Below are 23,924 nucleotides of genomic sequence, written 5' to 3'. Positions count from 1 at the left end.
TACCGCCATCGTACCAGAAGCAAACGAAAAAATCCCGCCGCGCCTGCATCAGGTACGGAGAGATTTTAAGGGGTTGCCGCACGGGGCGGCCTTATTCGATGCGTTCCAAATTTCCGTTCGCGTCCATTTTGAAACGCGGTTTCGATTCGTCTTCCTCGGTCAATACGGTCAGCCGCCGGGCGCGATCCATGATCTGAATCAGCGTCTTGTAGTCGTCGTTCACCGCGCGGTAATCCGTCTGCGCGTTGTTCACTTCGAGGGACAGCCGCTCGTTGATCTCGCGCAGCGCGAGCAGTTCTTCCTCCCTGTCCCGCAGATCGCGTTCGAGCGATTTGATCTGCCGGTTCAGTTCTTGGTACGTCGCTTTCCATTGGCGCAGGAACCGGATGACGGTATCGATCGAGAGCGATTCTTCCGTCAGCGGGTCGTTTTTGTAGGCGCGCTCCTCGGCATCCATTACGTTCAGGGAAGACACGTGAGGGGTTGCGGCGTACGTCTGCTTTTTCATATAATTCCGCTTCTGGCGCTGCTGCTTCGCGATCTGAATGGCATCTTCATAGCGCTTGCGAACGCAGCTGTTCCAGCGAAAACCGCAGGCCGCCGAAGTGCGGCCGATCCGCTCCCCCACTTCTTCGAACGCGGCTAGCTGCGTGCTGCCTTCGCGAATGTGCCGCAGCGTGACCTCGGCCAGAATGAGATCGTCATCCGGGCTCCAGGCATCTTGTCTCACTGCTGTCATGCAACCAAAACCTCCCAACATTAGGCGCTTACTTTATCTCTATGCCCTTGGTAGAGTTCATAGAATCTATCGGATACTAAATTGTATATCCATTTTTTTTTAGGCTCATACATGTTTTCAGCCAAATTGAAGCAAACTTGTACCAAGACGCTTTGCAAGTTAAAAAGTTTGCCAATTCGTCACGATTGAAACAGTTTACAGTCGTTACCTGAAACGTTATAATGGGCAATAGAAATCGGGTCGAGACTGACGAGAGGGGGAGAATTTCATGGCACGCATGTTCCGGGTGCTCGGCTTTTGGACGCTTGTGATCGCGCTGATGGCGTTCGCGGGACACATGAACGAGATGGCGCTCTTGTTCTTTATCCAAACCGCTGTGTTTGTCCTGTTAGGCTATTTGAACTTTTCCGAAAGAACCTATATGCTGATGTTCTGGGGATACATGTTTATCTCGTTCGTCGGCTTCACGTATTGGACGGTATTTGTAATGGGGAACCCATTCTAAATATACGGACGGACGTTTCACCTTATAAAAACAACCAAAAGGCTGTTCCGGGAGACAAGCTCTCCGGAACAGCCTTTTTTCGACGGGCGCGTCTATTTGCGCAGCGCCAGCACCTTGAACGTTTCGCTCATCGCATCGCTGAGCAGCAGCTGGCGGATGGCCCGGTTATGCCGCGCCGCCTCGCCGAACGGGTCCGTCCCGTCATGCGGCGCGAAATCCGCCAGCACGCCTTCGTCGACGAGGAACTGCTTCTGCGTATCGTAATACACCCGCTCCCAGCCCGCGGCCGCGGCGGCGGCCATGCAGGCGGTGAAGTTCACGTGCGCGGTCATGTCCTGGCCGCCTGGATCGAGCAATGGCTCGTCCCGGGCGACATGCTCCTTATAGCAGAGCAGCGTGCCGCGCATCCGGTGCGGCGCCGCCAGCTCCCGCGCCTCGTGGCCATAATCGACGAGCACGAGGCAGCCGCGGGCCATCCGCGCGGCCATGTCCGCGAGCCACGCCTCCGCGGCCAGGTTCACTTCGAGAATCTGGCCTTCCCGCAGCGTGATTCCGTCCCGGCGCAGCACGGCTTCAAGCCGGTCGTCCGAGAGCGCCATCTCCGCATAGACGAACGCCTCCCCGTCCCCTTCGCCTTCCGCGGCCTCCGCGACCCCCAGCTCCCGCAAGATTCCGCCGCGCAGGACGACCCGGTGCACCGGGAACGCGTCCAGCAGCTCGTTGGCAATCACGACGACGAAGCGATCGTCGGCGCTCGCGCATAAGGCGGCTTCCGCTTCGCCCGGCGTCATGTACTTCACGGCCGGTCCTCCGGCCATGCCCGTTCCCTCGCCCAGCCGACGACGCGCCTCCGCCAGATGGGCGGGACTTCCGTCCACGAGCCAATACGCTTCCGGGCTCCGACCCGGACGGCCGGCCTCCCATGCCGCCAGCATGTGCTGACCCAACGCGCCCGTGCCCGCTCCCCATTCAACGACCGTGACGGGAAGTCCCTGCGACCCGGCGAGCTTGGCCGCATACCCCGCCAGCTTGCCGCCCATGATCGTGCCGATCGCGGAGCTGGTATAAAAATCGCCCGCCCGGCCCACGCGGACGCCGCCGGCCCGGTAATAGCCGTCCCGTTCGTCGTACAGGCACATTGCCATATAATCGCGAAACGTCATCGCCGGCCGTTCCGAAGCGGCGCTGGAAGCATCCGCTCCCATCACCCGTCCGCGGCGGCCGCCGCTTTCGATCGCCTGTAATATCGCCGTCTCCAACCGCGTCTCGCGCCGCATGCGCGACCGCCTCCTTCCCTGAGACAAAATTGCCGGTACCGGATATAATAGACTTATTTTGCGCATATAGTAGGGCATGCACAGCCGCCAGAAAGGGGGTTGACCGTGCAAGGAACGAAACGCCGACGGGCCGTGTCGCTTGCCGCCGCGGCGCTTGCGCTATGGCTGACGATTTCTCCCGCGCTCGCCGAGCCCGCCGTCCCGGCCGACGAAGAGACCCGAAGCGTTATCGAGAAAAGCCTCTCCGTCGTCGAGATCGACAAGGAAATCGCGCGCATCGAGACGGAGCAAACCGCCGTCGAAGCCAAGCTTTCCGCCTCCCAAGCGGCGCTGGACAAGCAGGAAGCCGACATCGACGGGAAACGCGAGGAAGCCGGCAAGGTGCTCCGCGCTTATTATACCGGCGAACGCAATTCGCTGCTGACGGCGCTGCTTTCGTCCCGCAGCTTGTCCGGCATGCTGGCCATCCTGGACTTTTTCGATCTGATCTTCGCGTCCGACCGCGACACGCTGAACGCTTATCAAGCGCACTATCAAGCCTTGAAGAAGACCGTCGCCTCGCTGAACGCCCAATCCGCGCAGCTGACCGAAGTCGAAACCCGCCTGAGAACGCAGCGGGCCCGGGTCGTCGCGCTGCAGAGCGACGTGGATTCCGCCTTGAACGGCAGGGAAGACGCGGACAAGCTGCGGTCCCTGATCGACGACTATACGGCCTATTGGCAGAATGTCGGGCTGGTCGAAGTAAACCGCTACTTCAACGCGCTGTCGAAGGCAATGGGCCAAATCCCGTCCTGGGTCGAGAAGGACAAAGGCATGCTGGATATCGACGACTTCAATTACACGCTGACGATTCCGGACGGCAAGCTGAACGCCTTCCTGCGCGGGCAGAATCCCCTCTTCGACAACTTCGCGTTCGCCTTTAAAGAAGACAAGGTGATCATTACGGGCAAGAAGGACGATCTCGAGGTCGAGCTGTCCGGCCATTATACGCTGGAGCCGGCGGGCTCGATCCTGTTCCACGTCGACGAGCTGATTTTTAACGGCTTGGCGCTGCCCGATACGACGCGCAAGCAGCTCGAACGACAGTTTGACTTAGGCTTCTATCCGTCCGAAATCGTCTCGTTTCTAAAAGCGAAATCGGTCTCCGTCAAGGACGGCGCGCTGGTCATCAAACTCTCGATCAGCCTGTAAGGCGAAGCCGGGCCTGTCCCGTCTGATTCCATCTCATCCCGTCTCCCCCGTCTCATCCCGGCCAAGTCCGGCTATAAGGACGTTGTCGGCGGCGCTTCGGCGCCGCTTTTTGTCGTGCCTGCCGGCCGTTCCCCGTTCCATTCGGCGATCAGCCGCTCGGCCGCCTCGGGCGTGAATGGACGAGCATTGCCGCCGAGCGAGGCGCACAGCGCGGACCAGCGTTCCCACCGCTCCCGCCAAGGCGGATCCGGCGCCGCGGCCGCGGTCTGCAGCATCGGCACCAAATAATGCGGCGGGCGATTCGCGATCTCGTTGAATTCGAACTCGCCCGTCATGACCGAGGCGCGCGCCGGCAGACGGCCGAACGCGCGGTAGCGCGCGAGCTGCGCTTCGGGCTCCGTCATCGCCCGGATCCATTCCCGGGCGTCCGCCAGCTTGTCCGTCTCCGCCGTCAGCACGAAGCTTCGCCCGTTGCTGCGCACGACGGGGCCGTTCGCGGAGCCGATCGACAGCAGCGAGCGTTCGGCGTCGCTGAAGCGGAAATACACCGTCCACGGGATGACCGCGCTCAGCAGCTTGTCCTCCCGGAACGCTTGAACGAGCTCGCTCCCCTGCAGCAGCGGATCGTACCGCGTCAGTTCCTTCGCGTGCCCGGCCGCAAAGCGGAGCTGCTCTTTCTGAGCGGCGGTGAAGGGCGACAGGTTCGCCGCCGGCTTCGCGTCCTCCTGGAACAATCCGAGCCATGCGGACAAAGCCCGGGCATCCGCGCTGTTCAGATTGAAGGGACTGACGCCGGGCTTCGAAGCCGCGAGCGTCGCCGTCAGGGTCTTGAAGGCGGCCATGTCCTTGGGCGGTCCCGCCGCTCCGCCGGCTTTCAGCAGCGGCTTGGACCAGACGTTCAGCAGCGGGTTGCCGTCCACCGGAACGCCCCAGAGCGAGCCGTTCCATTTCACCATGTCCGTGAGCGCTTCCAGCTGGTCGGCGGCGAAATCGCCGGTCACGATCTCGTCGACCGGCAGCAGATCGCCCCGCATCGCGAGTTCGCGGACGCGGTCGTTATCGAGCAGCATGATGTCGAAGGGCTCGCCCGTTTCGGACGCCTGCTTGCGCGCGGCGTCGGGGTCTTCGTCGCGAATGTTCGTTAGGTTGACCGTTACCCGCGGATGGCCTTGCAAATACCGTTCGTTGCTCTTGATCCAATATTGAAATTCCGTCTCGTCCATGGAGACGGCGATCGTCAGCGTAATCGGCTCCCGGTCGTCGCCGTTCGCGACCTGCGGCAGCTGGCTGGAAGGCGCCCCGCCGCCTAACGGCGCGATGGGCGAGCCCGGCTTGCCCGACGTCGACACGAGCAGCGCCGCGCATATCGTGAATACGCTCAGCAGCAAAATGACCGCTTTTCTGCGTGACACCTTCTCCCTCCTCGCCGGTTGGCTTCGCTGCCTTTCCTTGTTTATCATTGTAACAAGAAAGCGTTTTTTTGTCGCTAGCCGCTTCGCCGCCGGCCCGCGTTGCGCCGCGGTGCGCGATCGTGCATACTATAGCTCATAGACGCCGATCGAAAGGAGAATGTTGCCGATGAACGCCGTTTACAGTCTCGAGCTGCACCTGCCGGAGGACAAGCTCCCCGGTTATTACGCGCAGATCGTCAAAGGCATCGCCGATGCCGTCACCTTGGTGGACCGCCACAAGACGCTGCTCTTTGTCGACGGTCCGGAAGCCCGTGACGCCGTAGAGCGGCTCGCCGCCAAGTACAACGTCGAGACCGAGCGCGGGCTGTGGCTGATGCTGGAGGCCGCGTGGGTCGCGAACGACCGCGTCTTCGGCGATTACGGCGTGACGACCCGCGAGGGCAACCGGTTCCTCGACCTCGGGCTCGCGTCCGTCGTCGCCCTGGCCGCCGCGGACGGCGAAGCCTCGGAGCTCGCGGCCGCGCTGACGCAGGCGGACGAGCATGCCCTCGCCTCGCTTGAACAAGAAGACGGCCGGCGGCTCCTGGCCGTCGACCGTCATCAAGAAGAATTGCTCGCGGGCATCGCCCGCGCGTACCGCTGTTCGTTCGAGACCGTCGTCCCGGCGTCCGTCTAGAGCAGGTCCGCCGCCAGCTGGGCGAGCTTGGAGCGCTCGCCCTTCTCCAGCGTCATATGGCCGCTGACGCCTTCCTGCTTGAACCGCTCCACGGCATGCGTGAGTCCGTTGCTGATGGAATCGAGATACGGATGGTCGATTTGCTCCGGATCGCCCATCAGCACGATTTTGCTTCCCTCCCCGACGCGCGAGACGATCGTCTTGACCTCGTGGCGGGTCAAGTTCTGCGCTTCGTCGACGATGATGAATTGCCCCGGGATGGAGCGTCCCCGAATATAAGTCAGCGCTTCGACTTGGATGCTGCCGAGGCCCATCAGAATTTTATCGATGTCGCCCGATTTCTTCGTATCGAACAGGAACTCCAGATTATCGTAAATCGGCTGCATCCACGGACGCAGCTTCTCTTCTTTCTCGCCCGGTAAGTACCCGATATCCTTGCCCATCGGCACGACAGGCCGCGCGATGAGCAATTTTTTATATTTGTGCTCGTCTTCCACCTTCATGAGCCCCGCCGCGAGCGCCAGGAGCGTCTTGCCCGTGCCCGCCTTGCCCGTCAGGGTGACGAGCGGAACATCGTCGTTCAGCAAGAGCTCGAGCGCCATCCGCTGCTGGGCGTTGCGGGCGGTGATGCCCCACACGGGGTCGTTGCTTAAGTAGAGCGGCTCCAGCCTCGCGGCATCCTGGCTGACCTTCAGCAGCGCCGATTTCGAGGTGCCCATCTCGTCGCGCAGAATCACGAATTCGTTCGGATGCAGCCGCGTGCCGAGCTGCAGGCTCTTGATCGACAGAAACCGGTACGTGTAGAATTCGTCGATGACGGACGGATGCACTTTCAGCGTCAGATAGCCCGCGTAGACTTCGGAAGGCGCCACGACCTGGTCGGACAAGTAATCCTGGGCTTCAATGCCGAGCACGTCGGCTTTGATCCGCACCAGCACGTCTTTGCTGACGATGATGACCGGTCGCTCCGTCCCTTTATCCTGCTCCTCCAGATGATAGTTCAGGGCCACCGCCAAAATCCGGTTGTCGTTCGTCATCTCCCCGAACATTTCCTGCACCCGCACGAAGCTCCGATGATTCAGCTCTACCTTGAGCACGCCGCCGCTTTCGAGTCCGATCCCTTCATGCAAATGTCCGCCTTCCCTCATGTTGTCCAGCAGCCGGGATACATGCCGGGCGTTGCGGCCGAGCTCGTCGGCAAGCCGCTTCTTCGAATCGATCTCCTCCAACACCACCGCGGGGATTATGACCTCGTTGTCCTCGAAGGCAAAGATCGCTTGCGGGTCATGAAGCAGTACATTGGTGTCGAGCACGAATATTTTTTTCATCGTGAGCCCTCCTGGCGTTGGGAATTTCGTTCAAAGGCGTACATAGCGAAACCCTCATCTAGGCAAACTAGGCTTGAACACAGGATGCAGACTTTAGAAAGGTCAGGTGGCGAATATGAGGAAATGGCTTGTGCCCGCTATGCTCCTTTGCTTGCTGGCAGCAGGTTGCAATACCGTCGCCCGCAATGAGACATCACCCTCTCCGCAAAATGATAACCGCGTTCGCGCCCAGCAAAGCTCGCCGCAGAAGAAGACGATCGGCAATCCCAAGCAAGTGGCCGCGCATTTGGAAAGCTTGGCGCGCAAGGTGCCCGGCGTGAAAGGCGCGCACTGCGTGGTGTTTCAAAATACGGCGGTCGTCGGCATCGACGTCGCCGGCAACGTAGACCGCTCCCGCGTCGGCACGATCAAGTACGCCGTAGCGGAGGCGCTCCGCAAAGACCCTTACGGCATCAACGCGGCCGTTACCGCCGACATCGACCTCTCCCATCGGCTGAACGAGCTCGGCGCCGACATCCGCCGCGGCCGTCCGATCGCCGGCTTCGCCGAGGAGATGGCGGACATCGTCGGCCGAATCGTGCCGCAGATGCCGCGCGACGTGCAGCCGATGCGGCCCGAGCCGCAAACGCAAGCCAAGCAGCAGCTGAACCAGCATTTGTAGGGGCGGACCGCTTCGGATTAGCGAGAACCCGTATGCGTACGCAAAAAGCCTAGTGAACGCATCACTAGGCTTTTTTCATGGCCGCAAACACCTGTCCATCCAGTTTGTCGGCGGCTCTTTTATCATACGTTTTCTCATGCTCCGGTCTTACGGACAAGCGTGCGCCGTAAAACATCGCATCGCGGATCGAAGCGATGTCGAGGTCGAAGCAGACAAGCTTAAAGGGTACGTCTTCCAAAGCCTCCGCGACGAGCCGTGCCGTGCCATGGATCGTTTGAACGGTTCCCGGCGCGAACAGCGTCACGCTTGCTTCGGCTGTCGAAGTCATGTTCACCGTCAAGCGCGAGCGGCCGTCGAGCGCGAAGCGCAGCGTGGCGCGGTCGACCGCATAAATCCACGAGATCGCGCTCGACGTAGGTGCCCCGGTTTCCGCGTCGATCGTGTGCAGAAGAACGAACGGTTGCTCATTCAATGCGCCGTATAGATCGTCAGAGAGTACCGCGACGGGTTCGGTCATCCGCATGCCCTCCTTGCCTGCAGTGTCATGAGTGCTCCGATGCCCTCATTATAGCATAGCCGCCATTGCTCTTCCACCGTCATTCCGCCAGTTTTGCGCTCAGCGCGTCTTTCGCGGCCTGCAGCTTCGCGTCGTCCAGATAGACGTAAGGACTTTTCCACGTGCCCTCCAGCGGAATGAACGTAATGTCGTTCGCGCCAATGCCGTAATACGTCTTCAGCATGTTCTCGACCTCGTTCGCCGGGATGTCCATCCGCAGGTTGTTGCCGACCGCCTTGATGACGCCGGCGATCTTCGGCACGCTGGAGAAGGATTTCATTTTGTCGGCGATTTGGCCGAGCACCTGGCTTTCGCGGCGGTTCCGGTCGAAGTCGCTGGACATGTTCTTCCCGTCGTTCGATTTGCGGTAGCGTACGAAGTCGAGCGCGTCGTCGCCCATCAGCTTTTGCCGGCCTTTGTTCAGGTCGATGTTCGTGCCGTCGGCGTTATCGACGTAATGCATATCCATGTCGACGTCGACCGTCACTCCGTCCAGCGCGTCGACCACGTCCGCGAAGCCTTGGAAGTTGATCGTGGCGGTGTAGTCGATCGGAATCCCGAAGAACTTTCCGAACATGGTCCGCAGGTCCTTCTTGGCCGCCTTCTCGGCCTCGGCGTTATCCAAGCCGTCGCCTTTCTCCAGCGCGCGGAACCTGGCAAAATACGCATTGGCTTTGTTGATTTTGTAACCGCTCAGCGCGATTCGGGAATCCCTCGGAATCGAGACGACGACGGCCGATTTGGTCGCCGGGTTGAACGCGGCGACCATCATGACGTCCGTGTTCAAGCTTCCCGTCTGCTTGCGCGTGTCCATGCCGAGGAGCATGAACGCGACCGGCTTGACTTTCACGGAATCCTCGGGCGCCACGACGACCGCCGGATCCGCGTCCGTCGTGATGTCCTTCAGCGCGTCTTTGGAAACGTACACCAAGTAGCCCAGGTAGCCGGCGACTCCGACCAGCACGAGGAGCAGCAGAACCATGATGCGGCGCGGCCAGTAGTTTTTCTTCTTCGGTCGAACGGCGTGCGTAGCCTTCCTTGACATGTTTTCCACCTTCGTTAGTTGTATTTCGGATTCGCGTTGATGTCGGCCAGCAGCTGTTCGGCGGTTTCCCGCGGAATCAGCTGCGTCTTCGAACGCCCGTCCTTGTCGTACTTCACGTGGACCATGGTGTCGTCCGTCTTATGTACGAGCAGGTTGGCGAGGCCGTGGTCTTCCGTCAGCATATCGCGAAAGAAATCGCGCGTGTCCGCCGCGGCCCGGTCGTCCGGCCTGGCTTCGGCGACAAGCTGAATCTGAAGCCAATTGAACAAGGCATCGTCCAGGCGCACGGCGTCAAACTCCTTCCGCGTCGGAGCGGCTTGCGCTGCCGCGTTTTGCCTTGATCTTGTCGTACAGCTGGCGGCCGCGAAGCAGCAGCATCATGAAGACCGCCACCGCCATGCACTGCACGATCGGCAGGATGTCGTACTGCAGCACGAACAGGACGAAGGCGCCGAAGGCCATCAGCAGATGGACGAGAATTTCTTTCAGGATCGGCAGCCGCTTCTGGGCGCGAAACACGGTGTTGAAAATATAAATCGTAAAGGCCAGGATCAACAAATACGTAAGGACGGGATGCGCATGAAACCAGCTTTGCATGGTGCTTACCTCCTTCTTTACTATAAATAGCATAACGATGCCCGCGAAGCAAATGCAGGGCAACGGTTCTCCCGAAGGAAATCCGCTGCCCTGCCTTGGTCAAAGCGTCTCAAGCGGGACGCGCTTTCGGTTTAAACGCCTGCTTGAGCGGTTTTGCGATGCTTCTCCGCGCGTTCGCGCTCGCTCTTGTTCAAGATTTTTTTGCGGAGGCGAATCGATTTCGGCGTTACTTCGCAGTATTCGTCGTCGTTCAAATATTCGAGCGCCTGCTCCAGGGAGAAGAGAATCGGCGTCTTCAGGCGGACCGTGTCGTCCTTGCCGGCCGAGCGGATGTTCGTGAGCGCCTTCTCCTTGCAGATGTTGACGATGATGTCGTTGTCGCGGTTATGCTCGCCGACGATCATGCCTTCGTAGACGTCCGTGCCCGGCTCCATGAACAGGATGCCGCGGTCTTCCACGCCGTTCATGCCGTAGAACGTCGACACGCCGTTCTCGCTCGAGATGAGCACGCCTTGATGGCGGCCGCCGACGGCCGTGCCGGCCAGCGGGCCGTAGCTGTCGAACGCATGGTTCATGATGCCGTAGCCGCGCGTCAGCGTCAGGAAGTTCGTACGGTAGCCGATCAGGCCGCGCGCCGGAATGATGAACTCGATGCGGACTTGCCCCGTGCCGTTGTTGACCATGTTGACCATCTCGGCTTTGCGCGTGCCGAGGCTCTCCATGACGGCGCCCATGCTCTCTTCCGGCACGTCGATCAGGAGGCGTTCGTACGGCTCCATCTTCGCGCCGTCGACTTCCTTCACGATGACTTCCGGTTTGGATACCTGCAGCTCGAAGCCTTCGCGGCGCATGTTCTCGATCAGAATGCCGAGGTGAAGCTCGCCGCGGCCGGACACGATGAACGCGTCGGGGCTGTCGGTTTCGTCGACGCGCAGCGCGACGTCGGTCTCAAGCTCCTTGTACAGGCGTTCGCGAAGCTTCCGGGACGTAACCCATTTGCCTTCGCGGCCCGCGAACGGGCTGTTGTTGACGAGGAACGTCATCTGCAGCGTCGGCTCGTCGATCTTCAGAACCGGGAGCGCCTCCGGGTTGGCCGGATCGGCGATCGTTTCGCCGATGTTGATCTCGCGGATGCCCGCGATCGCGACGATGTCGCCCGCTCCGGCTTCTTCGACTTCGATCCGCTTCAGGCCCTGGAAGCCGAACAGCTTCTCGATGCGGGCCTGCTTCGTCACGCCCTCCCGGTTGATGACCGCCACGGCCTGGCCTTGGCGGATCTTGCCGCGGTTGACGCGGCCGACGGCGATGCGGCCGAGGTATTCGTTGTAATCAAGCAGCGTCACGAGGAATTGCAGCGGCTCTTCGGCGCTTTCCTTCGGGGACGGGATATGCTCGACGATCGTATCGTACAGCGCCTGCATGTTCTCGTCCTGCTTCTCGAGGTTCAAGCTTGCGGTGCCCATCAGCGCGGACGCGTAGACGACCGGGAAGTCCAGCTGCTCGTCGTTCGCGCCGAGCTCGATGAACAGATCCAGCACTTCGTCGACGACCTGCTCCGGGCTCGCGTTCGGGCGGTCGATCTTGTTCAGGACGACGATCGGCGTCAATTGGCTTTCGAGCGCCTTGCGCAATACGAATTTCGTCTGCGGCATGCAGCCTTCGAACGCGTCGACGACGAGCAGCACGCCGTCGACCATCTTCATGATCCGCTCCACTTCGCCGCCGAAGTCGGCGTGTCCGGGGGTATCCACGATGTTAATAAGGTAATCCTTGTAGTTGACCGCGGTGTTCTTCGCCAAGATCGTAATGCCGCGTTCCCGTTCCAAATCGTTGGAATCCATGGCGCGTTCCTGCACCGTTTCGTTGTCGCGGAACGTGCCGGATTGTTGCAGCAGCTTGTCGACCAGCGTCGTTTTGCCATGGTCGACGTGCGCGATGATGGCGATGTTTCTGATGTTTTCTCTGGCTAGCATAGTACGTTATCCACTCCACTTTTTTATTTAGTCTGTAGTCTCTCGACTTGATTCATGTAACCCGTTCTTATGCCGAACGGCCCTGCCTTACCAGCGGGCTCTTCGTCCCACGACCAGCCAGGCGCCGGCCGCGATCAAGAACGCCGCGATGATGTACAGCCCCCAACCCCATACGAGCATGATGACGAAAAAGGATACCGCCGCAAGCGCCAGGATAATCGCCAGCGTGAGCGGAAATTTCGGACGATACGCGTCGAAAAGATGGTATTCGTACAGCCCCGCCGCGACGCTGAGGATGACGAACGGCCACAGATTCTCCATCTTGCTCCAGCCAAACGCCATGCAAAAGAAAAAAAGAAAGGCGTTGATCGTCAGAATCGCCCCGGGAATCAACACGAACGGAGGCAGCAGTCGTCCGAAAAACAGCACGTGCAGCAGGATGCCGGGAATCAGCAGAAACAGAGGCCAAAAGTTTGTGCCGATAAACGCAAACAGCCCCAGTTTTCCGAGCAAGATCACAACGCCGGCAGCCAAAAACAGCAGCCCGACGGTGTATTGGTTTTTCGACATGCCTAAGTTCCTTTCTCTCGACACATTTTTAACATTTACTAGTGTAATGGAACGGAAGGCAAAAAACCAGTGAAAGTACTGCAAATTACTGAAAATTATAGGATTCGGCCCTTTTTCGCGCGCAGCACCGCCACGACGATGACCAGCGGGATGAGCAGGATCGGAATCGCCTTGGTCAGCACCGCCGCGTTTTGCGCCAGGAAGCCGTGAACGGCCGGATCGTGGACGAGCATCTCGCCCGAGGCGTAGCCGAGCAGACCGCCCCCGATATACACCAGCGACGGGAATCGCCGCAGGATGCCGCTAAGCAGCTGGCTGCCCCAAATAATCATCGGAATGCTGAGCACGATCCCGAGCAAAATAAGCACGGGCTCTCCCTGCGCGACCGCGGCGATGGCCAGCACGTTGTCGAGGCTCATGATGAAGTCCGCGACGACGATCGTCCGCACCGCGGCCGCGAGCGTGCTGACCTTGCGCATCGCGTGGAATTCCTCGGCATGATCCGAAGCGTCCATGATGAGCTTCACCGCGATCAGGAACAACAGGACGCTGCCGGCGGCTTGCAGGTAAGGGATCTTGAGCAGGTAAATCGCGACCAGCGTCAGCGCGCAGCGCAGGCCGACCGCGGCGACGGCTCCCCAGAGCACCGCCCGCTTCCGCTGCTTCGGCGGCAGCTGCTGGCTCGCTAACGCTATGACCACGGCGTTGTCGCCGCTTAACAGCACGTTGATGAACATGATTTGGATAAACACGATCAAGCTGTCCACTTTCGTCCGCCTCCTTCGGAAAACGCGGCGGCCGCGCTTGCGGCGCCGGCGCTTCCGGCAAGTTCCTCGAACCGGGAAAAGCCCCGTCTATGAACGGTATGTCCCGGGCGGACAGGTTATGTTTGCGATTTTTGAATCTTTTCGCCGATTCGTCCGTATGAACGATCAAGTTACGTGGTATCAGAAAGGGTGTTGCGGAAATCATGGAATTGTTTTCGGTTGAATTTTTCACCGCGCTCGTCACGATCATCTTCATCGACTTGATCCTGGCCGGCGACAACGCGATCGTCATCGGTCTCGCGGCCCGAAAGCTGCCGAAGGAGCAGCAGAAGAAAGCCGTTATCTGGGGAACGGTCGGGGCGGTCGCCATCCGGGCCGTCGCGACGGTGCTCGTCGTTTATTTGCTGAAGGTGCCTTGGCTGATGGTCGTCGGCGGCGTGCTGCTGCTGTGGATCGCCTATAAGCTGCTCGTGGATTCGGATGCCCACGACGACATCCAGGCCGGCAATACGCTGTGGCAATCGATTCGCACCATCGTCATCGCCGATGCCGCGATGGGCATCGACAACGTCATCGCGGTCGCCGGCGCCGGACACGGCAGCATTCTTCTCGTCGTCCTCGGCCTCGTGATCAGCATTCCGATCGTCGTCTGGGGCAGCACGCTGTTCATCAAGCTCATTCAGCGCTTCCCTTGGATCGTTTACATCGGCTCCGGGGTCATCGCGTACACCGCGGCCAAGATGATTACGCACGAGAAGCGGCTGGAGGACGTATTCAATCACAATCCGGTCTTCGAATGGTCGTTCTTGATTCTCGTCGTCATCGCCGTCATTCTCATCGGACTCCGCCAAAACGTCCGTCGCGCGAAAGCGGCGCGGCAATTGGAAAGCGGCGGCGACTCGCACTAATCTCTCATATTCCCGAACATCTTATAAGCGGCAAGCCAAAAGGTCGCCCTCCCGGTCAACAGCGGACTGTTGCCGGAGGGCGACCTTTTTTGCCTCTTGACGTTAAATCGCGATGGGATGCGGCTCCCGCAAGCGGGTCGGAATCAGTGCCCCATCATCATGGCCGGGTCCGGCGCTTCGCCGCCCGCCTTCAGATCTTCGGCCTTCAAGCGCGGCTTGCGCAGCAGCAGGGTCAGCGCGACGCCTACGGTCGCGATGCAGGCGGACAGGAAGAACGTGTCGCCGTAGCCGGCCACGACGGCCGTCAGCGGATTCGCGTCCGCTCCCGCGCCCGCGGCATGGGTATTGATCTGCGACGTCAGATAACCCGTTAAGCCCGCGACGGCGAACGAGACGACGACCTGCTGCGCCGCCGTCGTGAGCGGCGTAACGCGGCTGACCAGCCGGCGCGGCGCGGAATTAAGCACGTGCGTGTTGAGCGGCATCATGGAGAAGCCCATGCCGATCCCCATCATGCAGATGGACAAGATAATAACCCACAATTGGGTATCGACCGTCACGTTCGACAGAATGAACAGCGAGACGGCGACGACGGCCAGACCGGCGAAGGCGAGCGGACGGGCGCCGATTTTATCGAACAGCTTGCCGCTGATCGGCATGCCGATCCCCGCGCACAGCGCCTGCGGCATCAGAATCCAGCCCGTCTCCAGCGCCGAGTAGCCCTTCACGCCCTGCAAGTACAGCGGTACGAGCAGCATGGCGCCGAACAGCGCGAGCTGCACGATCCAGGTCAAGATGATGCTGCGCGTAAAGTCCGAAGACCGGAATACTTTCAGCTCGAGCAACGGCTGCTTCTGCATCAGTTCCACGAAGATGAAGACGATCAGCGCGACGCCGCCTACCGACAAGCCTATAATCGTGGACGTCGAGCTCCAGCTCGTGCCGCCCTCGCTCACGCCGTAGGCCAGCATCGCGAACGCGATCGGCGCCAGGCACATGCCGATGACGTCCAGATGCGGAGCGGTTTGACGGTCGGAATGCGGCAAATAACGAAGACCGAGAATGAAGGCGATGATGCCGATCGGCAGGTTGATCATGAAAATCCAATGCCAGCTGACGGAATCGACCAGCCAGCCGGACAGCACGGGGCCGAACGCCGGCGCCATGAGCATCGGAATGCCGAGCATGCCCATGATCGAGCCGCGGCGTTCCGCCGGCGCGAGCTTGAAGACCATCGCCATCCCGATCGGGGAGACCATGCCGCCGCCCAAGCCTTGAATGACGCGGAAGAGAATCAGCTGCTCCGGCGTTTGCGCGATGCCGCACAGAACGGAGCCGATCGTGAACAAGGCGATCGTCAGCATGAATATTTGCTTGGAGCCGAATTTGTCCGTCAACCAGCCCGCGAGCGGGATGACGGCGGACAGCGCCAGCGTATAGCCGGTTACGGTCCATTGGATCGTCTTGAGGTCGGTATCGAAATATTCGACCAGCTTCGGGATGGCGTTGTTGACGACCGTGCTGTCCAAAATAACCATGATCATCCCTACGATGATGGCAAGCAGCGGCGGGAGTATGGACTTCAACGAGAAATCGTCTTGTCCTTTCGTGTTGGCTTGCGTTTGCGACATGAATGCCTCTGCTTTCTGCTCAATGAGCCCTGTATTGATAAAAATAATGATCCAGGAACAAATCGATCTGCTCCTCGATCGTGGCGGAGGTGTGCAGGGAGCCGTCCTGCATGGAATCGTGCTTGTTCGCCAAGCTGGCCTTGATGACGGGCGACAAAATCGCGGCGAACATTTGCTGCGTCATCAGGAGCAGCTTGTCCCTGCTGGCCGGGCCGATGATTTCCGTCAACGCGGAAAGCAGCTTATCCAGGCCTTGATTCTTTAGAAATTCGGCGTATTCCGCCTGCGATTCGAACCACTGCTCTTGCACGAGCAGCCGTTTGATCAGCTCGGGATGCTCCTCCAGCGAGGACGTGTACGACAGCAGGAACCGCTTCAAGCGCACGAGCGCCGGAAGCTCCGTCTCGTCGAACACGGCGAAGGCCGCTTGGAACGAGGTGAGCTGGACTTTCAGCGTCTCGCTGATCAGCTTCTCTTTCGAGCCGAAATAATAATTGACGAGCGCGACGTTCGCCCCCGCCGCGGCGGCGATTTTGCGGATCGTCACGCCTTCGATGCCTTCTGCTTTGATCAACTCCAACGTGGCGGCCAATATGTTCTCTTTCGTCGCGGGAATCCCTCCGGTCAGGTTTAAACGTTGTTTAAAACATCATTTAAAACAGTGTTTAATATACCTCGCCATGCTCCTTCTGTCAACCTTATTTTTGCTGCCTCGCGGCCGTGAAAGCCAAGCAAAAAGAGCCAATCGCGCCTCATCCCGGGGACAAGGCCGACTAGCTCTCGTTTACCGTATACCGCAAGGTTCGCCTTCGTTAAAACCAATCGTCCACGCCGGCGGATTGCGCCGCGGACCGGAATTCCGGCGTAATGGACAGCGTCTCGACGGAGGCGACCGCTCTGCCGATCAGGCCATCCAAATCCGCGAGGCCCGCCTCCGCCTTCTCGACCACGCCCAAGTTCGGATTGGTGGACGGATTCTTCGGCACGAAGAGCGTGCAGCAGTCTTCGTACGGCAAGATCGACGTGTCGTACGTGTCGATGTTCCGCGCGATCCGGATGATCTCGTTCTTGTCCATCGTCACGAGCGGGCGCAGCAAAGGCAGCTCCGTGGCCCGGCCGATAACGTTCATGCTGCTCAGCGTCTGGCTCGCGACCTGGCCGAGGCTGTCTCCCGTCACCACCCCGAGCGCTTCCCGCCCTTCCGCCAGGCGATCGGCGATGCGCAGCATCGCGCGCCGCATGAGCGTAATGATCAGCGAATCGTGGCCGCCCTGCGCGATGGCGGTTTGAATATCGGTGAACGAGACGAGATGCAGCTTGATCGGCGCCCCCGTATAGTGCGACAGCTTCCGCACGAGCGAGATGACCTTCTCCGTGGCCTGCTCGCTGGTGTAGGGATAACTGTGAAAATGAACCGCCTCCAGCTCCAAGCCCTGCCGCATCGCCAAGTACCCGGCGACCGGGCTGTCGATGCCCCCCGAAAGCAACAGCAGCGCCTTGCCGTTCGTGCCGTACGGGAAGCCGCCGGCGGCCTGCTCCACGCGGCTGAACACGTACGTCCCTTCGGGCTGGATCTCGACCTTCAGCTCCACCTCCGGCTCCCGGACGTTCACCTTCAGGCCGGGCAGCTCGCGGAGCACATGGCCGCCGACCAGATGGTTCATTTCCTGCGAGTCGTGCGGGAAGCTCTTGTCGACGCGGCGGACGGACACCTTGAACGTCTCCGGCTGTCTCGGCAATCCCCGCATGACGTCTATCGCCGCGCTTCGGATCGCCTCCAGGTCGTTCGGCGTCTTGCGCACCGGACTGAAGGATACGATGCCGAAAACGTCGCGCAGCCGGACCGCCATCTCTTCATAGGGCTCGCCGTTCAAGGCGACGTAGAGGCGCCCGAAAGCCTTCTGGATCCCCGCGCGCGGAAAATCGGCGAGCGCCCGCCTTACCTGTTCCCATACCCGCTTCTCGAACCGGTCGCGGTTTCTTCCCTTCACGGTAAATTCGCCGAAGCGCAGCAGTATCATATCCGGATTCATCTGTCAGTCCCCTTTGCGTTCCAACGGTTTTAGCTTTTGCACGACCTTCTCCAGCATCTCGCACAGCCGCGCCACTTCGGCGTCGCCGTGCTCGTCGCCGAAGCTGACGCGGACCCCGCTCGAGGCCCGTTCGCGGGACAGGCCCATCGCCAGCAGCACCCGGCTCGGCTCGTCGCTCTTCGAGGAGCAGGCCGACTTGGTCGAGGCCAGAATGCCGTGCTTCTCGAGCATATGAACGATCACCTCCGGCCGCATGCCGGGGTAGGAGAAGTTCACGATGTTGGGAGCGGCTCCGCCGCCGGCGCCGAGATCGGGGCTGCCGTTCGGCACCAGCTCCGGGATGGACGCGATGCCGGCCAAGAGCTTCGCCCGCAGCGCGTACATGCGCGCGGCCCGCTCCGGCTGACGCTCGACGGCGAGCCGGAAAGCCTTCGCCGCCGCGACGATCGCCGGCACGTTCTCGGTGCCGGGACGCAGCCCCCGCTCCTGGCTGCCTCCGCCGTATACGTGCCCGAGCTGCAGGTCCTGCCGGACGTAGAGCAGCCCGACGCCGCGCGGCCCGCCGAGCTTGTGCGCCGCGGCGGAGAACAGATCGACCCGGCTGCCGGCGAGATCCACCGGCACCTTGCCCACGCTTTGCACGCCGTCTACGTGGAACGCGATATTCCCGCGTCGCTTCAAGCGGGCGCCGATCTCCGCGATCGGCTGGATCGAGCCGACTTCATTATTGACGTGCATGACGCTGACGAGCGCCGTCTCGTCCGTCAGCGCCGCCTCGACCGCTTCGGCGGACACGATGCCCGTCTCGTCGGCGGGCACGTACGAGGCCGTCCATCCTTCGCGTTCCAGGCCGCGGACCGTATCGTAAACGGACGGATGCTCGATGGCGGTCGTCACGAGATGCTTGCCTTTCTTCGCGAGGCTGCGCGCCGCCCCGAGGATGGCCATGTTATTGCTTTCCGTGCCGCCCGAGGTGAACAGCCATTCTTCCGCGGCCGTTCCCGGGAAGAGGCTTGCGACGACGGCGCGGGCCCGCTCCAAGATATGCTTCGCTTCCTGGCCTCCGCGATGAAGCGAGGACGGGTTCGCGTAATGTTTGGCCATGACTTCGGCCATCGTCCGGATGACGTCCTCCAGCGGAGGCGTCGATGCGCAATGATCGAAATAATGCATGCTGCCTCGTCCTTTCGCGTTCGCTGATGTGCATTTCCTTATAGTATCGCATCGCGGCGGCAAAGATCAACGACCGAAGGCCGAAGCGGCAGGAATTGCCGCTTCGGCCTAAGGGGGCGGATCTCGATGCACGCTGCGGGATCCCGATTAGGTTCAACCGATATCGTTCGTCCGGGCGTTCAGCACTTTCGTGACGTAATTCCGCGTTTCTTCGGGCAGCCGTTCCATCAGCGCCTGAAAGTCGGCGTTCGTCTGAATGCCCGCGCGGTCCACCCGGCCCGGCCCCGCGTTGTACGCCGCCAGCGCCGCTTGGTCGTTGCCGTCGTATTTCTTCATCAAATAAGCGAGAAATTTCGTCCCGCCTTCGATGTTTTGGGCAGGATCGAACGCATTCGTCACGCCGAGGCTCCTCGCGGTACCGTCCATCAGCTGCATCAGCCCTTTGGCGCCCGCGCCGGACTCCGCGCTAGGATTGTAGGAGGATTCCGTCTGAATGACGGCTTTGATCAGCGACGGGTCGATGCCGTACTTGGCCGCGGCCATCTGAATCAGCGGCTCGTAATCGCCCGCCGCGCCAGCGTCCTCCGTGGCCGGCTCGCCCGATCCGCCGAGCATCGGCATCAGCGCGCTCAATCCGCCGAGCGCCGATGGGTCGGCTATCGAAGGGAGTCCGTCCGCGCCCGCCCGGTCGCTGCCGGAACCGCCGGCCATATATTGCTGCAGCAGCGTATCGAACAGCGACGAACCGTCCGTGCCCGCCGACGCGGACATGACGTTTTCGTTACCGTTCAGATCGAGGTTTGGCATGAATTGAAGCTGAAGGAGGGAACTCATAATACGCGGATCGATGCTCATTTCGGGATAGACCTCCACGGGTTAAGGCTTGGTTTCGACAAGGATTAACATCATTTTACATCCTTTCGCCCCGATTCACCAATGAGCCATTGGACCCAAGCCTGAGTCATTTCGCCTGCGAGCGCGCGCCGTATCCCGGGCGACGCCGCCCGCTTATGTAAAAAACCGGCGAAGAGACATGCTCTCCGCCGATTCGTTCAGGATATCGCATAATAAAGAGGTACGAGGACCAAGTAAGCCAGCACGGCGATGAAACCGAGCGTAATGGACGTTACGCCGAGTCCGCGCGCGCCCTGCCAGTACGCGATGAAGCCGACGACGACCGCGGTCGCCCCCAGCACGATCGGCCAGACGATCCAGGACATGACCGCCAGGATCAGCGCCGCCCATCCGGTCGCCACGCCCGCCGATTTCGTTTCGCGCACGACGTCGTTCGTTCGCTTGGTGACGCCGCGGTCCGGATAATAGTCGGGCATGGAACGCTGCGGCACGGCGATTTCCGCCGCCGATTCTTCGTTGTAGGCTTTCATGTCGGGATGGTAAAGCGGATTCGTTGCCGAATCGTCATGCGGGCTGTGCTCGAAACGATGCTCGGATTCGCGTTCCATTTCGCTTCACTCCTTCGGTTTAAAGGTATGGCAGCATGTGGACGCACTGTTCATCGCCTTGTCCTGGTGGTCGTGGCCAAATCCTTCTCCGGCGAATTCGGATTCGAATTCGACTTCGGCATGGCGGTCGATATCGACCTGGATATTGGCGGCGGCGCACTTGTTGCCTTCTTCCCAGAAGGAACAGTTCGCGACGCTGCAGCTAACGCCATTCGGCATAAAAATCACCCCCGGTATCAAGTTGCCCGTACCGGGGGTGAGTTATGTCTGCCTTATTTTTGACCTTGCATGCGCCGCTGCGTCATGTAATCACTTTCGTAATACGACAGGTCGTCGCGCAGCTCCTCGAAGATTTTGGATACGGACAGGACGATGTCGCGTCCCGCGCGGACCGGCTTCTTCCGAAAGCGGATGGCGTCTTGTCCCGTGTACGCGTAGCGGCCGTCTTCGGAATAGCACTCGTTCTTCGGATAGAAGAAGGCGTTGACGCATTGATGGTAGACTTCGTAAAGCGCGCGTTCCGCGAAATCCGTATCGAAATTCGGCCTTCTCAGCGCCACGCCGAGCTTCTCGTACGCCACTTCGGAGAACACGAGCATGTGGCGAAGGTCGGACAGCAAGCCTTTATAAAAAAGCGCCGATTCACTGTCTTGATCTTCGGCGAGAAGTTGGGGCAGGGCGTTTTCGTTCAGAAACGCTTCCAGCTGGCTGATGGCCATTTTCAATTTGTCCCGGGTCGATTCGCTAATCGCTTTTACGTTAGTCGAAGGCATGATAGGTAGATCCCCTTTCATTATCTGCAAACAATACTTAAATCATCAACATCGTACCACAAAATTGAAACAGATGGTACTGCCGTTTGGACCGGCCGGCCGTATATTTTGCTCCGGCGCACGCTACCCTAAGGACAAGTTGACGACAGGGCCGCGGCTTTCCCGAGGCGGCGCCGATCAGGGAGGATAAGACGATATGACTCGACGTAAATGGATCGGCTGGTTCGCCGTGCTTGCCGCGCTGGCGTTCCTCATCCCGCTGACGCCGTGGTTCGGCGGAGGACCGGTAAAGGCGCCGTCGAACAAGGCCGGGGTCAGCACGCTGTCCGCGCACAAGGAACGCCAGATGAAGCTGGCGACCGTCAAGTCGGACATGGACGCGACCGCGCTGCTGTGCACGACGGAATGCGCCCGCAATTTCCAGAAATTGATCAAGCACGAAGCGTCCATGCCGATGAACAAGCAGCACTTGGCGCATATGATGAAGATGCACAAGCAGATGGTCTACGTCTGGTGGCATCACCAGGGCGGCAGCGTCGCGCTGGGCGCCCAACCGTCCTCCGCGCAGCTGGGCGGCCTGGTCGGCCAAGCGAAGAAACGCGTCATGGCCGGCCAGGATTACGCATCCTCGCCGCTCCAAGCGAACGGGCACCGGTACATGGTGATCGGCGAAGCCGACCGGAAGCATCGCGGGGACGGCATCGTCGGGGTGCTGCTGCAGGATATCGTCATGAAGGTCGAAGGCCATCAGCGGCGGAACCTGCGCCTCGTCCCTTACCCGGCCGAGGGCAAGTATAAGATTGAATCGGTGAAGCCGAACTCCACGACGGACATCACGGTCGACAGCGGCGAAGACAACGGGAACGCGAGCCATTACCACATCAATGAAGTCGTGGTCCGTTTCCGGCAGCAGCCGACCGGCGACGAGATGGCCCGGATTCAGCATGACATCTCCGCCGTTTCGGTGAAAAAGCTGGGCTACACGTACGTCTTCCGTTCCCGCGTCATGAAAGCCGACGACATGATGCGGTATTTCAAGCGCAGTTGGCATGTCGCTTACGTCGAGCCCCATTACCTGTACATGACCAACGACGTGCCGTCCGTCGGCGCGAATGCCGACAACGGCGCGTCGATCGTGCCGAACGACGCCTTGTACGCCCAGTACCAATGGAATTTGCCGGTCATCGAGACGGAGAAAGGCTGGACGGTATCCAAAGGCAACGATCAAGTGCGGATCGGCGTGCTGGACACGGGCGTTCAGGCCGATCATCCCGACCTGATCGGCAAAATCGACGAAGGCACCAATCTGGTCGACCAGACCGCGCCGCCGGACGACGACGTCGGCCACGGTACGCACGTATCCGGCATTATCGCCGCCTCCGTCAATAACGGCGAAGGCGTCGCGGGACTGACCTGGTTCAACAAGATCGTGCCGGTCAAGGTGCTCGACGCGAGCGGCGCCGGCTCGACCTATTCTGTCGCCGAGGGCATCATATGGGCAACCGACCACGGCATCAAGGTCATCAACATGAGCCTCGGCAACTATGCCGAAGCGCAGTTCCTTCACGACGCGATCAAATACGCCTATGACCGGGACGTCGTGCTCGTCGCCGCGAGCGGCAACGACAACACCGAACGGCCCGGCTATCCGGCGGCTTATCCGGAAGTGCTCGCGGTCGCGTCCACCAACGCCGACGGCACGCGCTCGCCGTTCTCCAACTACGGCGACTACGTCGACGTCGCGGCGCCGGGCATGACGATCGCGAGCACCTATCCGGGCAGCCAATACGCCGCCCTGTCCGGCACGTCGATGGCCAGTCCGCACGTCGCGGCGCTCGCGGGGCTGGTCCGTTCCATCAATCCGGATCTGTCCAACGTCGAGGTCATGGACATCATTCGCAAATCCGCGAAGGATTTGGGCAGCAAGGGCAAAGACAAATACTTCGGCTATGGCCAAATCGACGTCGACCGCGCGCTGCTGGCCGCGCGCCAATCGACCACCGCGTCGCTGCAGCAGTTCCCGCAGCAGGTCGAGCGGCGGCTTGCCCAAATCGCCCGCAAATACAGCTGATCCGCTTTCGTGAAGAGCAGCCGGACCGGCAACGCGAAATAACCCGCAAGGCATGATGCCTTGCGGGTTATTTGAGCATATGGAAAGCTTGCCGTAAGCCGGGTTCTGTGCTTCGCGTGGTCAAACGGGAACTACCCTCCCACTTATGAAGCGACAATCATCTATCTAGGCCGGCCATTGCTGACCGGCTCAAGCGACCAACCCGAACGCTCCCCGGGCAAGGGTTGCAGCGCGAGGCTGCCGCGTTCTCTCGGTCTTGCTCCAGATGGGGTTTACCAGCACCGTTGTCGCCAACGGTCCTCGTGGTCTCTTACACCACGGTTCCACCCTTGCCTGTGCCGCGTCGTTATCGCAGCCATCGGCGGTCCATTTCTGTGGCACTATCCTTCGGCTCGCGCCGACTGGACGTTATCCAGCATCTTCGCCCTACGGAGCCCGGACTTTCCTCTCGCGGCAACAAGGCCGCCAGCGATTGTCTGTCAAACTTTCCGCGTATTCAATAGTATACTAAGAACGCGGCCAAACCTCAAGGCGGAATCGCGCATTGGCCGCTTTTACTTGCGCAGGGCAACGCC

At 60.5% G+C, this 23,924-nt stretch carries 25 protein-coding genes and 1 other RNA gene; 6 read left to right on the top strand and 20 right to left on the bottom strand.

Translation table 11 applies throughout. From position 1 onward, the window contains the following. Window positions 1-91: 91 nt before the first annotated feature. Window positions 92-739: an RsfA family transcriptional regulator gene (locus I8J29_RS06640; protein WP_208846885.1), complete on the bottom strand. Its 648-nt coding sequence runs from the start codon at window positions 737-739 to the stop codon at window positions 92-94. A 268-nt stretch (window positions 740-1,007) separates the two neighbouring features. Between I8J29_RS06640 and I8J29_RS06635 the strand changes: the two genes are divergently transcribed. Then, a complete protein-coding gene (locus tag I8J29_RS06635) occupies window positions 1,008-1,244 on the top strand; it encodes a DUF2626 domain-containing protein (protein ID WP_090638377.1) in 237 nt (78 codons plus the stop codon). Between the two features lie 92 nt (window positions 1,245-1,336). Here I8J29_RS06635 and I8J29_RS06630 read toward each other — a convergent pair whose 3' ends face one another. Further along, window positions 1,337-2,521: a class I SAM-dependent methyltransferase gene (locus I8J29_RS06630; protein WP_208846884.1), complete on the bottom strand. Its 1,185-nt coding sequence runs from the start codon at window positions 2,519-2,521 to the stop codon at window positions 1,337-1,339. A 105-nt stretch (window positions 2,522-2,626) separates the two neighbouring features. Here I8J29_RS06630 and I8J29_RS06625 point away from each other — a divergent pair, with 105 nt between their 5' ends. Then, entirely contained in the window at window positions 2,627-3,712 is a 1,086-nt protein-coding gene (locus I8J29_RS06625) for a coiled-coil domain-containing protein (protein ID WP_208846883.1), read from the top strand. A 71-nt stretch (window positions 3,713-3,783) separates the two neighbouring features. Here I8J29_RS06625 and I8J29_RS06620 read toward each other — a convergent pair whose 3' ends face one another. Continuing rightward, window positions 3,784-5,124 (bottom strand): extracellular solute-binding protein, encoded by a 1,341-nt coding sequence (locus I8J29_RS06620; protein ID WP_208846882.1) that lies wholly within the window; start codon window positions 5,122-5,124, stop codon window positions 3,784-3,786. A 166-nt stretch (window positions 5,125-5,290) separates the two neighbouring features. Here I8J29_RS06620 and I8J29_RS06615 point away from each other — a divergent pair, with 166 nt between their 5' ends. Further along, window positions 5,291-5,800 (top strand): hypothetical protein, encoded by a 510-nt coding sequence (locus tag I8J29_RS06615; RefSeq protein WP_208846881.1) that lies wholly within the window; start codon window positions 5,291-5,293, stop codon window positions 5,798-5,800. On the opposite strand, the gene I8J29_RS06610 is transcribed toward I8J29_RS06615, so the two are convergent. Then, window positions 5,797-7,128, bottom strand: coding sequence for a PhoH family protein (locus I8J29_RS06610; protein WP_090638388.1), 1,332 nt, complete (start codon window positions 7,126-7,128; stop codon window positions 5,797-5,799). The two genes, I8J29_RS06615 and I8J29_RS06610, sit on opposite strands and share 4 nt — an antisense overlap. A gap of 115 nt (window positions 7,129-7,243) precedes the next feature. On the opposite strand from I8J29_RS06610, the gene I8J29_RS06605 reads away from it, so the two are divergent. Next, window positions 7,244-7,789 carry a YhcN/YlaJ family sporulation lipoprotein gene (locus I8J29_RS06605; RefSeq protein WP_208846880.1) on the top strand — a complete coding sequence of 182 codons (546 nt, stop codon included), beginning with the start codon at window positions 7,244-7,246 and terminating at the stop codon, window positions 7,787-7,789. Window positions 7,790-7,853: 64 nt separating this feature from the next. On the opposite strand, the gene I8J29_RS06600 is transcribed toward I8J29_RS06605, so the two are convergent. From I8J29_RS06600 to I8J29_RS06570, 7 genes are all read right to left on the bottom strand, one after another. Further along, a complete protein-coding gene (locus I8J29_RS06600) occupies window positions 7,854-8,306 on the bottom strand; it encodes a pyridoxamine 5'-phosphate oxidase family protein (RefSeq protein ID WP_208846879.1) in 453 nt (150 codons plus the stop codon). A 79-nt stretch (window positions 8,307-8,385) separates the two neighbouring features. After that, window positions 8,386-9,390, bottom strand: a complete 1,005-nt coding sequence (locus tag I8J29_RS06595) for an LCP family protein (protein WP_240545959.1) — start codon at window positions 9,388-9,390, stop codon at window positions 8,386-8,388. A 14-nt stretch (window positions 9,391-9,404) separates the two neighbouring features. Beyond that, window positions 9,405-9,677: a hypothetical protein gene (locus I8J29_RS06590; RefSeq protein WP_208846878.1), complete on the bottom strand. Its 273-nt coding sequence runs from the start codon at window positions 9,675-9,677 to the stop codon at window positions 9,405-9,407. 4 nt (window positions 9,678-9,681) lie between these two features. Further along, entirely contained in the window at window positions 9,682-9,987 is a 306-nt protein-coding gene (locus I8J29_RS06585; RefSeq protein WP_090638397.1) for a YlaH-like family protein, read from the bottom strand. Between the two features lie 131 nt (window positions 9,988-10,118). Continuing rightward, window positions 10,119-11,960, bottom strand: coding sequence for a translational GTPase TypA (typA, locus tag I8J29_RS06580; RefSeq protein ID WP_208846877.1), 1,842 nt, complete (start codon window positions 11,958-11,960; stop codon window positions 10,119-10,121). An 87-nt stretch (window positions 11,961-12,047) separates the two neighbouring features. Next, entirely contained in the window at window positions 12,048-12,530 is a 483-nt protein-coding gene (locus I8J29_RS06575) for a hypothetical protein (protein ID WP_208846876.1), read from the bottom strand. A 95-nt stretch (window positions 12,531-12,625) separates the two neighbouring features. Further along, a complete protein-coding gene (locus I8J29_RS06570) occupies window positions 12,626-13,297 on the bottom strand; it encodes a TerC family protein (protein ID WP_208846875.1) in 672 nt (223 codons plus the stop codon). 203 nt (window positions 13,298-13,500) lie between these two features. Here I8J29_RS06570 and I8J29_RS06565 point away from each other — a divergent pair, with 203 nt between their 5' ends. Then, complete coding sequence (locus tag I8J29_RS06565; protein ID WP_208846874.1) at window positions 13,501-14,205, top strand: TerC family protein; 705 nt, start codon at window positions 13,501-13,503, stop codon at window positions 14,203-14,205. Window positions 14,206-14,348: 143 nt separating this feature from the next. On the opposite strand, the gene I8J29_RS06560 is transcribed toward I8J29_RS06565, so the two are convergent. The 8 genes from I8J29_RS06560 to I8J29_RS06525 form a co-directional block, all read right to left on the bottom strand. Next, on the bottom strand, window positions 14,349-15,836 hold the full coding sequence (locus I8J29_RS06560; RefSeq protein WP_208846873.1) for an MDR family MFS transporter: 1,488 nt from the start codon (window positions 15,834-15,836) through the stop codon (window positions 14,349-14,351). A gap of 19 nt (window positions 15,837-15,855) precedes the next feature. Next, on the bottom strand, window positions 15,856-16,428 hold the full coding sequence (locus I8J29_RS06555; protein WP_208846872.1) for a TetR/AcrR family transcriptional regulator: 573 nt from the start codon (window positions 16,426-16,428) through the stop codon (window positions 15,856-15,858). A gap of 220 nt (window positions 16,429-16,648) precedes the next feature. Then, window positions 16,649-17,869: a tRNA uracil 4-sulfurtransferase ThiI gene (gene thiI, locus I8J29_RS06550; protein WP_208846871.1), complete on the bottom strand. Its 1,221-nt coding sequence runs from the start codon at window positions 17,867-17,869 to the stop codon at window positions 16,649-16,651. Between the two features lie 3 nt (window positions 17,870-17,872). Then, window positions 17,873-19,042: a cysteine desulfurase family protein gene (locus I8J29_RS06545; protein ID WP_208846870.1), complete on the bottom strand. Its 1,170-nt coding sequence runs from the start codon at window positions 19,040-19,042 to the stop codon at window positions 17,873-17,875. Between the two features lie 153 nt (window positions 19,043-19,195). Beyond that, window positions 19,196-19,897: a lytic transglycosylase domain-containing protein gene (locus tag I8J29_RS34155; RefSeq protein ID WP_208846869.1), complete on the bottom strand. Its 702-nt coding sequence runs from the start codon at window positions 19,895-19,897 to the stop codon at window positions 19,196-19,198. Window positions 19,898-20,094: 197 nt separating this feature from the next. Next, entirely contained in the window at window positions 20,095-20,505 is a 411-nt protein-coding gene (locus tag I8J29_RS06535) for a DUF4190 domain-containing protein (protein ID WP_090638425.1), read from the bottom strand. Between the two features lie 6 nt (window positions 20,506-20,511). Next, window positions 20,512-20,724: a DUF1540 domain-containing protein gene (locus I8J29_RS06530; RefSeq protein WP_208846868.1), complete on the bottom strand. Its 213-nt coding sequence runs from the start codon at window positions 20,722-20,724 to the stop codon at window positions 20,512-20,514. A gap of 53 nt (window positions 20,725-20,777) precedes the next feature. Beyond that, complete coding sequence (locus I8J29_RS06525; RefSeq protein WP_090638428.1) at window positions 20,778-21,278, bottom strand: YpuI family protein; 501 nt, start codon at window positions 21,276-21,278, stop codon at window positions 20,778-20,780. A 196-nt stretch (window positions 21,279-21,474) separates the two neighbouring features. Here I8J29_RS06525 and I8J29_RS06520 point away from each other — a divergent pair, with 196 nt between their 5' ends. Continuing rightward, complete coding sequence (locus I8J29_RS06520) at window positions 21,475-23,349, top strand: S8 family peptidase (protein WP_208846867.1); 1,875 nt, start codon at window positions 21,475-21,477, stop codon at window positions 23,347-23,349. A gap of 79 nt (window positions 23,350-23,428) precedes the next feature. On the opposite strand, the gene rnpB is transcribed toward I8J29_RS06520, so the two are convergent. After that, window positions 23,429-23,837: RNase P RNA component class A (gene rnpB, locus I8J29_RS06515), an RNA gene on the bottom strand. Window positions 23,838-23,924: the final 87 nt, after the last annotated feature.

Origin of the sequence: Paenibacillus artemisiicola, from assembly GCF_017652985.1 — a bacterium.
Classification (GTDB): Bacteria; Bacillota; Bacilli; order Paenibacillales; family Paenibacillaceae; genus Paenibacillus_Z; species Paenibacillus_Z artemisiicola.
Note: the sequence above shows the minus strand (reverse complement) of the source record. Positions and strands in the feature narration are given on the sequence as shown.